This window comes from Microbacterium aurantiacum, from assembly GCF_021654035.1.
In the GTDB taxonomy this organism is placed as follows: Bacteria; Actinomycetota; Actinomycetes; order Actinomycetales; family Microbacteriaceae; genus Microbacterium; species Microbacterium aurantiacum.
Map to the genome: position 1 here is coordinate 235,237 of NZ_JAJPDW010000001.1, position 12,942 is coordinate 248,178.

Annotated in this window: 10 protein-coding genes and 1 tRNA gene; 7 read left to right on the forward strand and 4 right to left on the reverse strand. The window is 70.2% G+C overall.

Translation table 11 applies throughout. The annotated features are described in order from the left end of the window. Positions 1-2: 2 nt before the first annotated feature. Entirely contained in the window at positions 3-326 is a 324-nt protein-coding gene (locus LTL01_RS01175) for a DUF2470 domain-containing protein (protein ID WP_236967067.1), read from the reverse strand. Positions 327-391: 65 nt separating this feature from the next. On the opposite strand from LTL01_RS01175, the gene LTL01_RS01180 reads away from it, so the two are divergent. The 3 genes from LTL01_RS01180 to LTL01_RS01190 all read left to right on the forward strand — a co-directional run bounded on the left by LTL01_RS01180 (position 392) and on the right by LTL01_RS01190 (position 4,172). Continuing rightward, positions 392-1,657 (forward strand): serine hydrolase domain-containing protein, encoded by a 1,266-nt coding sequence (locus LTL01_RS01180; RefSeq protein WP_236967068.1) that lies wholly within the window; start codon positions 392-394, stop codon positions 1,655-1,657. A 4-nt stretch (positions 1,658-1,661) separates the two neighbouring features. Further along, positions 1,662-2,537, forward strand: coding sequence for an EamA family transporter (locus LTL01_RS01185; RefSeq protein WP_053546906.1), 876 nt, complete (start codon positions 1,662-1,664; stop codon positions 2,535-2,537). A 132-nt stretch (positions 2,538-2,669) separates the two neighbouring features. Beyond that, entirely contained in the window at positions 2,670-4,172 is a 1,503-nt protein-coding gene (locus tag LTL01_RS01190; RefSeq protein WP_236967069.1) for an aldehyde dehydrogenase family protein, read from the forward strand. 167 nt (positions 4,173-4,339) lie between these two features. Here the strand turns inward: LTL01_RS01190 and LTL01_RS01195 are convergent. After that, a tRNA-Gly gene (locus LTL01_RS01195) sits at positions 4,340-4,413 on the reverse strand. A 51-nt stretch (positions 4,414-4,464) separates the two neighbouring features. Beyond that, complete coding sequence (locus LTL01_RS01200) at positions 4,465-5,862, reverse strand: HNH endonuclease signature motif containing protein (RefSeq protein ID WP_236967070.1); 1,398 nt, start codon at positions 5,860-5,862, stop codon at positions 4,465-4,467. Between the two features lie 89 nt (positions 5,863-5,951). On the opposite strand from LTL01_RS01200, the gene LTL01_RS01205 reads away from it, so the two are divergent. The 3 genes from LTL01_RS01205 (at position 5,952) to LTL01_RS01215 (ending at position 9,423) form a co-directional block, all read left to right on the forward strand. Then, on the forward strand, positions 5,952-7,034 hold the full coding sequence (locus tag LTL01_RS01205) for a DNA glycosylase AlkZ-like family protein (RefSeq protein ID WP_236967071.1): 1,083 nt from the start codon (positions 5,952-5,954) through the stop codon (positions 7,032-7,034). Next, on the forward strand, positions 7,021-7,626 hold the full coding sequence (gene dcd, locus LTL01_RS01210) for a dCTP deaminase (protein WP_053547145.1): 606 nt from the start codon (positions 7,021-7,023) through the stop codon (positions 7,624-7,626). Before LTL01_RS01205 ends, dcd begins: the two co-directional genes overlap by 14 nt. Before the next feature lie 162 nt (positions 7,627-7,788). Continuing rightward, positions 7,789-9,423: a BCCT family transporter gene (locus LTL01_RS01215; protein ID WP_372461296.1), complete on the forward strand. Its 1,635-nt coding sequence runs from the start codon at positions 7,789-7,791 to the stop codon at positions 9,421-9,423. A gap of 3 nt (positions 9,424-9,426) precedes the next feature. On the opposite strand, the gene LTL01_RS01220 is transcribed toward LTL01_RS01215, so the two are convergent. After that, complete coding sequence (locus LTL01_RS01220; RefSeq protein WP_236967072.1) at positions 9,427-10,749, reverse strand: MFS transporter; 1,323 nt, start codon at positions 10,747-10,749, stop codon at positions 9,427-9,429. A gap of 324 nt (positions 10,750-11,073) precedes the next feature. Between LTL01_RS01220 and dnaK the strand changes: the two genes are divergently transcribed. Next, complete coding sequence (dnaK, locus tag LTL01_RS01225; RefSeq protein WP_236967073.1) at positions 11,074-12,942, forward strand: molecular chaperone DnaK; 1,869 nt, start codon at positions 11,074-11,076, stop codon at positions 12,940-12,942.

Below are 12,942 nucleotides of genomic sequence, written 5' to 3' on the forward strand. Positions count from 1 at the left end.
GCTCAGTCGTGCGGGCGCGGCTCGATGCCGAGGCGCCGGCAGGACTCGTCGTAGAGGGCCACGATCTCGCGGCGGAGGTGCGGGCGCTCGGTGATCGGGGCGCCGGGCCAGGCGACGGCGACCTCGATCTCGCGGCCGCCGACGAGCGTCGCGACCCACGTGCCGGTATCGCCGTCGAGGTCGGTCATGACGGCTCCGACGATGTCGGCGGGTTCCACATCCGAGGGCGCGTGGGCTCGCGTGATGAGAAGATTGTCTTCCGCGTGGTCGCCGTTCATGTGGCCGAGAACGCCCGCTCGTGCGGCGTCGTCGAAGCGATGGCTCATCCCTCAACCATAGGGATCACGGGCGGGTGTGTTTGAATGCAAGTCACGATCAGCTGGGGGTGAGGATGCACGGTCGATTCAGCGTGCGCCGGGGCGTCGTCGCCGCGGCGGCGGTCATCGGCATGGTGCTGTCGCTGGCGGCCTGCACACCCGACCGGAGCGTGTCGATCGACGTGCCCCCGCAGGTCGAGGGGGCCCTCCCCGCTGAGACGCAGGAGCAGCTCGAGGCCGCCGTCGCGAACGCCATGTCGGCCGCCGGCGCATCCGGGGCGATCGTCGGCGTCTGGGCGCCATGGAGCGGGTCGTGGGTCGCCGGAGTCGGCACGCAGACCCCCGCCGGCGGGGGCGAGGTCACGACGGACATGCAGTTCGCCGCGGCGAAGTCCACGCGGTCGATGACCTGCGACATCCTTTACCAGATCGCCGATCAGGGACTGGTCGCGCTCGACGACTCGATCACCGAGTACGTCGCGGCGGTGCCCGACCTCGAGGCGATCACCCTCGGGCAGCTGTGCGACGGCACGTCCGGCATCGGCTCGTACACCTCTCGGCTGCTCGGTCTGTGGCTCGACAACCCCGAGCGCCGGTGGGGTCCGCGGGAGCTCGCGGCCTTCGGTCTCGGCCAGGAGCGCACCGCCGAGCCGGGCGCGCAGTACCGCGATTCGGATGCCGGCTACCTGCTCCTCGGGCTCGCGCTGGAGCGCGCGACCGGGAAGAGCGCACGCATGCTCGTCGAGGAGTACGTCGCCGACCCGCTCGACCTCACGGCGACGACCTTCGGTGCGCCGACGGATGAGGCGCCGGTCCTCACCGGACTCTTCGCGCGGCAGGAGGGCGACCGCCGCAACTGCCTCGAGCCCGTCGACATCACCGGCATCTCCCGCACCGTCGGATTCACGGACGCCGGAGTCACCACCGACATCACCGACCTCGGTCGCTACGCGCAGGCACTCGCCACCGGTGCACTCGTCCCCGCGGGGGAGCGCCTGGAGGGTGCCCTCCCGGAGTCGGATTCGTCGGCATCGTGGCTCACCGTCGGCGGCGGCGTCTACCAGGCCGGTTCGCTCATCGGACAGCACGGCGTCTTCCCCGGTTACACCACGGCGGCCTACTCCGACCCGGAGTCGGGCCTGACGGTCGCGGTCGTCCTCAACCAGTCCGCGGGCGGATCGGGTTTCGGGGCCCGCCTCGCGTGGGAGCTCGCCGCCATCGCCTCCAAGGCCCCGGCGGCGTCGGGTCAGACGGCTCCGGCGGCCGGTCTCCCCTGGACGCCCGAGCAGTTCCACCAGGAGATCAGCGACAGCGCGATCTGCGCCGAGCCCATCTCATGATCCGGTGAGAGGCTCCCGGGGCGCGGCTCCCGCGGTCCTCTTCGTCGTCGTCGGGCTCTCCTGCCAGGAGATCGGCGCGTCGCTCGCCGTCCTCCTCTTCCCCGAGGTCGGCCCGCTCGGCATGGTGATGCTGCGGCTGGTGTTCTCCGCCGCACTCCTCCTCGCCATCGCGCGGCCGACGTTCCGCGGGTACGGGCGCGGCGACTGGCTCGCCGTGGCCGGATTCGGCCTGGTCCTGGCGACCATGAACGGGCTGTTCTACCTCGCGCTGGAGCGCCTGCCGCTCGGCATCACCGTGACGATCGAGGTGCTGGGGCCCCTCGTCCTGTCGATCGTGGCGAGCAGGCGGGCGTCGGCATGGCTGTGGGCGCTCCTCGCGCTCGCCGGTGTCGTCGCGCTCGCCGGCGGTGGGTGGGATCGCCTGGATCCGATCGGGGTCCTGTTCGCCCTCGGTGCGGCGGCCAGCTGGGCGTTCTACATCCTCGCGTCCGCGCGGGTGGGGCGGACCTTCCCGCGGCTCGACGGGCTCGCGTGGGCGATGCTCATCGGAGCGGCGATCGCGCTGCCCTTCGGCATCCTGGATGCCGGGTCCGCGCTGCTGCGGTGGGATCTCGTCGCGCTCGGCGCGGCCGTGGCCGTGCTGTCGTCCACCATCCCGTACGCCCTCGAGCTCATCGCCCTCCGACGCCTCCCGGCTGCGGCGTTCGCGATCCTGATGAGCCTCGCCCCGGCGACGGCCGCGCTCGCCGGCTTCCTGCTCCTCGGCCAGGAGCTGTCGCCGTGGGAACTCGTGGGGATCGGTCTCGTCATCGCCGCCAGCATCGGCGCCGTGCGCGCATCCGCCCGCGCGGCGCGGGAGGCGGCCGAGCCGCTGCCGTGAGCGGGCCCGCGGCTGGAGCGTCGCCGCTGACGGGGTGACCTCCGCGTTCGCGGGGCCGCGGCATCCGCGGGTCGGGGAGAATCGAGGGAGCGCGCGTCCCCCGGCGCGAGCGGATCCCGGCGGAGGAGCATCATGAGCGACGTCCCACAGACCCAGGCTCGACCGGACGCGGGCGTCCAGGCCCGCGAGTGGTCGCCGGACGAGATCGGCGCCGCGTTCGAGCGGCAGCGCCGTGCGTTCCTCGCCGAGGGTCCGCCGTCGCTCGCGGTCCGGCGGGACCGGCTCGACCGCCTGATCCTGCTCCTGACGGAGAACGCGCAGGAGTTCGGCGAGGCGATGGATGCCGACTTCGGGCATCGTCCGGCGTCCGTCAGCACGCTCACCGACATCACCGGCATCCTGCTGGACATCGAGATCATCCGGCGCCGACTCGGCGCGTGGTCGCGGCCGAAGCGACCACTCGCCGCCCTCCGTCCCTTCGGACTCGCCGCGAAGGTCGAGCGCGTCCCGCTGGGCGTGGTCGGTGTCATCGGTCCGTGGAACTTCCCGCTGGGACTCGTGGCCCAGCCGGCGGCGGCGGCCCTCGCCGGCGGCAACCGCGTCATGGTGAAGTTCTCCGAGATCACGCCCCGCACCGGGGCGCTCTTCGCCGCCAAGGTGGCGGAGTTCTTCGGGCCCGACGAGATGATCGTGGTCACCGGTGGGTCCGAGGCCGGAGCGACGTTCAGCGCGCTCGCTTTCGACCACCTGTTCTTCACCGGGTCGCCGAAGGTCGGCGCCCTCGTGGCGCAGGCGGCGGGGAGAAACCTCGTGCCGGTGACGCTCGAGCTCGGCGGGAAGAACCCGGTCGTCGTCGCCGAGGGCGCGGACGTGGCCGTCGCGGCCGAGAAGACGATGGCCGGCCGCCTCATGAACGGCGGGCAGGTCTGCCTGTGCCCGGAGGTCGTGTACGTGCCGGAGTCCGTGCAGGAGCAGTTCCTCGCGCGGGCGCTGCGGCGGGCGCGGGAGATCTGGGAGTCCGAGGACGGACCCGTCACGATCGTGAACGACGCCAACTTCGCACGCGTATGCGCATTGGTGGAGGATGCCCGCGCGAAGGGTGCGGAGGTGCACGAGGCGGTGCCCGGCGCGGTGCCGGATGCCGCATCGCGCCGCATCCCCCCGGTCGTCGTGACGGGGGTGACCGCGGACATGGACATCGACTCCGAGGAGATCTTCGGTCCGGTGCTGATGATGCGCACCTACCGCTCGATGCGGGAGGTCGTCGAGGATGTCGCGGGGCGCCCATCGCCGCTCGCGGCCTACTGGTTCGGGCCGCGTGGGGAGGACTTCGCCGAGTTCACCGCCCGCACGCGGTTCGGCGGAATGACCGTCGACGACATCGCCCTGCACGTCGCCGTGCCGGGGTTGCCGTTCGGGGGCGTCGGGCAGAGCGGCTCGGGCGCGTACCACGGGCGCGCCGGCTTCGACACGTTCACCCATGCGCGCCCGACCGTGCGCACGCGCCTGCGCATCTCGATGGGGGAGGCGCTGAACCCGCCGTTCACGCAGACGCGCGGTATCTCACCGGATCGGATGCTGGCGAAGCTCGCCCAGTCGGCGCGCCGCCGCGTGTTCGGGCGGGGGAGGAACTGAATCGAACTTCTTCGGAGGGGATGACGGGAATCGGCCGCTCCGCCCCTCCACGTGCCGCTGCGCGGCCCGCGGAGCCTCCGGCGGAGCGGGACCCCCCGAAGCGGGTCGGTTCCGACGGCATCACCGCGGACGGCTCACGCCGGCACCAGTGGTGCCATCGTGAGCCGTGGAGGGGATGACGGGAATCGAACCCGCGCTCTCAGCTTGGGAAGCTGATGTTCTGCCATTGAACTACATCCCCGCAGAGCCGCGTCGGCGAACCGACACAGCGCGTGGCAACTATAACAGGGCGTCAGAACGGGGGTGGATCGAGTCCGACGGTCATCCCGGAGGGACTCGTCCACTGCAGGGCGCCGGTGACGGGATCCCGTGACAGTGACCATAGGGACTCGTGCTTGACCGGGTGATGCGAGGTGCAGAGCGGCTCGTTGTTCTCAGCGGACGTCTTCCCGCCGTACTGCCAATCGAGGCGGTGGTCGATGTCGCATTCTCGGGAGGACCGTGCGCAGCCGGGGAACGCGCATTCGGGATCGCGTGCCCAGAGCCACCGACGGAGGTCGGCGGGGATTCGCCGCGTGCGCCGGTCGATGTCGAGCACCGTCCCCGTCACCGGGTCGGTGAGGATTCGCACCAGGCTCTTCGCACCGGCCGCATAACGCCGGGCGGTCTCGAGCGGGATCGGGCCGTACCCGTCGAGGGTCGCCGGCGCATCCCCTCGACCGAGCAGGGTCATCATCGGGATGGTGATCGAGATCGCGGTGTCGGAAGGTGCCTCCGCCGTGAGTGGCGAGGACCCGTTTCGCAGAAGATCGATCGCGACGTCCGCGCGCAGCTGAGCCCGAGTCCGCGTTTCGCCGTCCTGCGCCTGCAGGTGGTCGACGATGCCGTCGACGCGGTCGAGCGCGGACGCCGCGTCGGCGGCATCCGTCGTCAGGGAGATCGTCGCGAGCCCGTCGAACTCGGGGGTCGAGCACACGGAGCGGTCTTCGCGTGCGCGAGCGTGCCGTTCGTCCATCGGCTCGGGATGCACGCGCTCCCGCGCGGCGCGGGCGCGGCGACGGAATCCGCTCGGCGTGCAGCGCTGCGCCGCGTCGGCGACGGCGTCGTCGAAGAGCGACCAGGCGGCCGGGTCATCGGGGAGCGCGGCGGCGACGTCGGCCGCGATCGCGGCATTCTCCGGCGACACGCGCCCATGGAGGAAGTCAGCCCAGACGCGCGGGCACCGCGCGCGGAGGGTCGCCGCCCGCGCCGCGATCGCGTGCACCGTGACCTCCGCGATGCGCAGCCGCGTGCCGATGTCGGCCACGGCGGCCCGGACGGCGAACTCGGACCGCAGGCGGCGCACCGTCGCGACCGACCGGCCTCGGGGATCCGACCACGCCGGGTCCGCGGTCGGGTCCACGCCCACCCACGGCTCGGGGTCCTGACGCGCGAGGCCCAGCGTCTCATCGATCACGCGCCACTGGGTGGCCGTCGCCCGACGCGAGACCGACGCCAGGTCATCCAGCTGGTCGAGGGACGCGTCATACCTTGCCTCGACGTGCTGCGCGCGGATGAATCCCTCCCACGCGTCACGGTCGGCGTCGCTCGTCTGGTCGGCGTAGAGAGCGTCCAGAACATCCGCCTCGTCGATCAGGTGAAGCTCGGCACGCGAGGAGGAGTGCTCCGCGTGTGCCGAAGATGTGTTCATACATGAACTGTATTCGCACCCTCCGACATTCGTTGTTCTCTCTACAGGCCGCCTCGCCGGTGTCCCCACCCCGGAGTAGCCTCACCCGCATGCACCGCCTGAGCAGGGACGACGCGCGCCGGCTCGCCGTGCGTGCGCAGCTGCTGGATGCCGAGCGGCCGGGCGACCTCGTCGAGGTGATCGAGCAGCTGGGGTCCATCAAGATCGACCCCACCGCGCTGATCGCCCCGGCCGAGCAGCTCATCCCGTGGACCCGCATCGGCCGGGCGTACGAACAGGGGCACCTGCGGAAGGCGGTCGAGACCGATCGCACGGTCTTCGAGTTCGACGGCTCCTTCCATGCCGCGAGCCTTCTCCCGGCGATGGTGAGCCTCATGCGTCACCGCACGCTCCGCGCCACCGCCGCCCAGTACGTGGAGGCGAACGCGGCGTTCCGTCGCGACATCCTCGCCCGGCTGCGGGCAGAAGGTCCGCTCACCGCCGCCGACATCCCCGACACCAGCGTCGTCCAGGCGAACGACGAGAGCGGGTGGTACGGGTCGAATCAGGTACCGCGGATGCTGGAGCTCATGGCCGTCTGCGGGGAGGTCGCCGTCGCGGGGCGCCGGGGGCGACAGCGCGTGTGGGACATCCCGGACCGGGTGTGGCCGCACGATGTCCCCGAGATCCCGTCGGAGGAGGCCGAGCGCATCCTCGCCGAGCGGCGGCTGCAGGCCTACGGCATCGTGCGACGGACGTCGCCGTGGGCCCGGGTGGGCGACGCCGGCGAACCCGCCGAGGTGGAGGGCAGCACGTGGAGGTGGCGGGTCGATCCCGCCGCGCTCGCCGCCCTCGACGACGACCCCGGGGGTCGCGCGGCGATCCTGAACCCCTACGACCGCATGCTCTTCGACCGCCCGCGCCTGGCGGAGCTGTTCGATTTCGCCTACATCTCCGAGCAGTTCAAGCCGAAGGCTGAGCGGCTGTACGGGGCGTTCGCGCACCCGATCCTCCTCGGCGATCGCTTCGTCGGGCTCCTCGACGCGCGGCTCGACAAGAAGAAGGAGAACCTCGTCGTGACCGCCGTCCACGAGCTGCTCCCGTTCGACGACGAGGAACGCGCGATGGTGGACGCCGAGATCCGCGAGCTCGCCGACTGGCTCGGCGTAGGCTGGCCCCGTGCTGCTGAGTGATCGCGACATCCGCCTCGAAGTCGAGTCCGGGCGCATCGGCCTGTCCCCGTGGGACGCGCAGATGGTTCAGCCCTCGAGCGTCGACGTGCGGCTCGACCGCTACTTCCGACTGTTCGACAACCACAAGTACCCCTTCATCGACCCGGCGCAGGATCAGCCCGACCTGACCCGCCTCATCGAGGTCGACCCGACCGAGCCCTTCGTCCTGCATCCGGGCGAGTTCGCGCTCGGATCCACCTTCGAGCAGGTGAGCCTCCCCGACGACGTCGCGGCGCGACTGGAGGGCAAGTCGTCGCTCGGCCGTCTCGGGCTCCTCACGCACTCGACCGCGGGGTTCATCGACCCGGGCTTCTCCGGGCACGTCACCCTCGAGCTCTCCAACGTCGCGACCCTGCCGATCACGCTGTGGCCGGGGATGAAGATCGGTCAGCTCTGCTTCTTCCGGCTCTCCTCTCCCGCCGAGAACCCGTACGGTTCCGGCCCCTACGGCAACCGCTATCAGGGCCAGCGCGGCCCGACCGCTTCCCGTTCGGCGCAGAACTTCCACCGCACCGACGTCGGCGAGACGGATGCCGGGTCCCGCGGCGCCTGAGAGCACCCCGACTACGCTGGTGCGGTGAGCAGCCAGACGCAGGATCCGACGTCCGACCGGCCCTCCGACGAACCGGCGCCCGCCGACCCGCCCGCCGACGAGCCGACGGATGCCGGTCATGACGCAGTCGTCGTCGACCCCGTCTCCTCTGCCGAGGCCGCGATCTCCGGTCCCCGCGCCCGCGCCACCCCGTGGGTGATCTGGCCGGCTGCGATCGTCGTCGCGATCTTCAGCGCATTCGCGATCATCTTCCCGGCGGCCGCGGAGGCGGCGTTCGGCGCGATCCAGACGGTCGTCGTCAACACCTTCAGCTGGTACTACGTCCTCATCGCCGCGTTCTTCGTCGTGTTCGCGGTGTTCATCGGTTTCAGCCGGTACGGCGACATCAAGCTCGGACGCGATGACGAGGAGCCGGAGTTCTCCTTCCTCAGCTGGGTCTCGCTCCTCTTCGCCGCCGGAATGGGCATCGGCCTGGTCTTCTACGGCGTCAGCGAGCCGCTCAGCCACTACGTGGATCCGAAGCCGGGTGTCGCAGGAACCCCCGCGCAGCTCGCACAGTCGGCGCTCACCCAGACGTATCTGCACTGGGGTGTGCACGCGTGGGCGATCTACGTCGTGGTGGGCCTCGCCCTGGCCTACGCGATCCACCGCCGCGGTCGTCCGCTGTCGATCCGCTACGCCCTCGAGCCGCTCATCGGTCGTCGGGTCAAGGGCGGCTGGGGCAACACGATCGACACGGTGGCTCTCGTCGGCACGCTCTTCGGCGTCGCGACCTCCCTCGGCCTCGGGGTCCTGCAGATCGGCGCGGGCCTCAGCGCCGCGGGCATCATCGACGAACCGAGCCTCGTCGTCCACATCGCGATCATCACCGTCGTCACCGTGGCCGTGCTCGGCTCGGTGCTCTCCGGGCTCACCCGCGGGATGAAATGGCTCTCGACGGCGAACCTCATCCTCGCCGGCATCCTGCTGATCTTCATCCTCATCGCGGGCGACACGACCTACCTCCTGCGCGAGTGGGTGCAGTCGATCGGCGCGTACCTGCAGAACTTCATCGGCCTCAGCTTCTCGGTGAGCGCGTTCCAGGGAGAGGCGGGCCAGGAGTGGCAGGCCGCCTGGACGGCGTTCTATTGGGGCTGGTGGATCTCGTGGGCCCCCTTCGTCGGTGTCTTCATCGCCCGCGTGAGCCGCGGACGCACCGTGCGCCAGTTCGTCATGGGCGTCCTGATCGTCCCCACCTTGGTCGGCATCCTCTGGTTCGCCGTTCTCGGCGGATCGGCGATCAAGATCGAGATGGATCGGCCCGGCGCGCTCACCCCCGGCGGTGAGGTGGATGTCGAGGGCAGCCTGTTCGAGCTCTTCACCTACCTCCCCGGCACGCTGGCGCTCACGATCGGAGCGATCGTCCTGGTCGTGATCTTCTTCGTCACCTCGGCCGACTCCGGGGCCCTCGTGATGGGGATGCTCGCCACGGGCGGGAACCCCGAGCCGTCGCGGCCGGTCCGCACGCTCTTCACCTTCGCCACCGCCATCCTCGCCGTGGCCCTCCTCATCGCCGGCGGACTCAACGCCCTCCAGACCGCGGCGATCCTCATCGCCCTGCCGTTCAGCGTCGTGATGCTGCTGATGTGCTGGTCGACGATCATCGCCTTCCAGCGCGAGCGGAAGCTCTACGAGAGGGCCCGTCGGCGGGAGTTCGTCGACCAGATCGGCGAGCACTACGGGCTCGAGGTCGAGTCGCCGAACGAGAGCGGTCTGCGCTTCCCGTCGTGGTTGCGCCGGTCGCGGGCGCCGAAGTAGCGCTCAGCCCTTCAGGCGCTCCTGCGCGGCGCGCACGGGCAGGAGCATCACGAGTCCGAGCAGCAGCACGAGCACGATGCCGAGGATGCCGAAGGCCGCCGCGCCGCCGATGGTGACGAAGAGCGCGAACATCGTCGGAGCGAGGAACGACACTGCGCGCCCCGTCGTCGCGTAGAGACCGAAGACCTCGCCCTCGCGTCCCGGCGGGATGATGCGGGCGAGGAAGGTGCGTGAGGCCGACTGGGCGGGTCCGACGAACAGGGTGAGCGCGAGGCCCGCGGTCCAGAAGACGACCTGCCCGCCGTCGCGGAGGAAGAACACCAGGAGGCCGGAGATCACCAGGCCGGTGAGGGCCGCGACGATCACGGGTTTCGCGCCGAGGCGGTCATCGAGCGCGCCCACGGCGATCGTCGAGATGCCCGCGACGACGTTCGCCGCGATGGCGAAGAGGATCACCTCGCCCGGCGAGAAGCCGAAGACGGATGCAGCGAGAACACCGCCGAAGGTGAAGACGCCCGCGAGCCCGTCGCGGAACACGGCGCTGGCGAGGAGGAACCACACCGTCGGTCGCGATTCGCGCCACAGGCGTGCGACGTCGCGGCCGAGCCGCGCGTAGGAGGCGAAGAAGCCCACCTTCTCCCGGCGCACGCCGGCCCCGCGGTACTCGGGCACGGCGAAGAGGACCGGGAGGGCGAACAATCCGAACCACACCGCGGACACGATCATCGCGATGCGCACGGGCAGGCCGTCCTCGTCGGGCACGCCGAAGAGGCCCTGGATGAAGCCGAAGTATACGATCAGCAGCAGCACGATGCCGCCGATGTAGCCCATGCCCCAGCCGAAGCCGCTGACCCGCCCGATCGAGCGGGGTGTGGAGACCTGGGAGAGCATCGCGTTGTAGTTGACGCCGGCGAACTCGAAGAAGACGTTGCCCGCGGCGAGGAGGAACAGCCCGAGCCAGAGGTACGACGGATCGGGTCGCACGAAGAACATCGCGGCGGTGAGGGCGACCACCAGGTAAGTGTTCACCGCGAGCCAGAGCTTCCGCCGACCGGAGGTGTCCGAGCGCTGCCCGGTGATGGGGGCGAGGAGGGCGATCAGCAGGCCGGCGGCGGCGAGGGCCCAGCCGAGCTGCGCCTCGACGGTGCCCTCGGGCCCGAAGCTGGAGCTGGTCAAGTAGACGGCGAAGACGAAGGTCGTGACCACGGCGTTGAACGCCGCCGAGCCCCAGTCCCACAGCCCCCAGGCGACGACGGCGCGGCGGCGGGTGCGTTCGGGGCGCGAGGGATCGGGCGTGGTGCGGTCGAGGTCTCCCGTGGCGCTCATGTCCGTCACGGTAGGCCGCGCGGGTGAACGCGCGGTGGCGCCGCGCCGGGCCGCAGCCCTGGCCGGGCGTGCACGGGGGCGGAGATGCGCACGATGACGGACGAACCCCAGGCGCGGCATCCGTGATCCTGCACATCTCCGTGATCCTGCATGCGAGCCCGCGCCGCAGAAGTTGAGCCAGCTCGTATCAAGTTCATTTGACATGCCGAACCGGCGGGAGTAACGTTGAGCCATCGCGACTCAGGTTCCTCGGGAGGGGTCTGGGAACGCGAGCAGACTTCCATCAACCCGGACCCGTGGGTCCACACAGAAGGAGAGAAACACATGGCACGTGCTGTGGGCATCGACCTCGGAACGACGAACTCCGTCGTGAGCGTTCTCGAGGGTGGCGAGCCGAAGGTCATCGCCAACGCCGAAGGCTTCCGCACCACCCCCTCGGTGGTCGCCTTCACCAAGGACGGCGAGGTGCTCGTCGGCGAGACCGCCAAGCGCCAGGCCGTCACCAACGTCGACCGCACCGTCTCTTCGGTCAAGCGCCACATGGGCACCGACTGGACGTTCGACGTCGACGGCAAGAAGTGGACGCCGCAGGAGATCTCCGCGCGCATCCTCCAGAAGCTGAAGCGCGACGCCGAGCAGTACCTCGGCGACACGGTGACGGATGCCGTCATCACCGTTCCCGCGTACTTCAACGACGCCGAGCGTCAGGCCACGAAGGAGGCCGGCGAGATCGCGGGCCTCAACGTCCTGCGCATCATCAACGAGCCCACCGCGGCCGCCCTCGCCTACGGTCTCGACCGCGGCAAGGAGGACGAACTCATCCTCGTCTTCGACCTCGGTGGCGGAACGTTCGACGTCTCGCTGCTCGAAGTGGGCAAGGACGACGACTTCTCCACCATCCAGGTACGCTCGACCTCCGGTGACAACCGCCTCGGTGGTGACGACTGGGACCAGCGTCTGGTCGACTACTTCATCAAGCAGTTCAAGGACACCACCGGTGTCGACGTCTCGGGTGACAAGATCGCGCTGCAGCGTCTGAAGGAAGCGGCCGAGCAGGCGAAGAAGGAGCTCTCCAGCTCCACCTCGACCTCGGTCAACCTCCCCTACCTGTCGCTCACCGACTCGGGCCCCGTCTCGCTGTCCGAGACCATCACCCGCGCGAAGTTCGAGGACCTCACCAAGGACCTCCTCGACCGCACCAAGAAGCCGTTCGAGGACGTCATCCGCGAGGCCGGCATCAAGGTCGGCGACATCGACCACGTCGTGCTCGTGGGTGGATCGACCCGTATGCCCGCCGTCGCCGAGCTGGTGAAGAAGGAAGCCGGCAAGGAGCCCAACAAGGGCGTGAACCCGGATGAGGTCGTCGCCGTCGGTGCCGCCCTCCAGGCCGGTGTCCTCAAGGGTGAGCGCAAGGACGTGCTGCTCATCGACGTCACCCCGCTGAGCCTCGGCATCGAGACCAAGGGCGGCATCATGACCAAGCTCATCGAGCGCAACACCGCCATCCCGACCAAGCGGAGCGAGACCTTCACCACGGCCGACGACAACCAGCCGTCGGTCGCGATCCAGGTCTTCCAGGGCGAGCGCGAGTTCACCCGCGACAACAAGCCGCTCGGCACCTTCGAGCTCACCGGCATCGCCCCCGCCCCCCGCGGCATCCCGCAGGTGGAGGTCACCTTCGACATCGACGCGAACGGCATCGTCCACGTCTCGGCGAAGGACAAGGGCACCGGCAAGGAGCAGTCGATGACGATCACCGGTGGCTCGTCGCTGCCGAAGGACGACATCGAGCGCATGGTGCGCGAGGCCGAGGAGCACGCGGCCGAGGACAAGAAGCGCCGCGAGGCCGCCGAGGTCCGCAACCAGGCCGAGACCCTGTCGTACTCGATCGACAAGCTCATCAAGGAGAACGAGGACAAGCTCCCCGCCGACGTCAAGGAGTCGGTCCAGGCCGACGTCGACGCGCTGAAGACCGCGCTCGCCGGTGACGACGACGAGGCCGTGAAGACCGCGTTCGACAAGCTCAACGCCTCGCAGGGCAAGATCGGCGAAGCCATCTACCAGGCCTCGCAGGCGCAGGGCGAGCAGCCGGCCGACGCGCCGGCCGGCGACTCCGCCGAGGGCACCTCCTCCGCCACGGATGAGGATGTCGTGGACGCCGAGGTCGTGGACGACGAGGACGAGAAGAAGTAA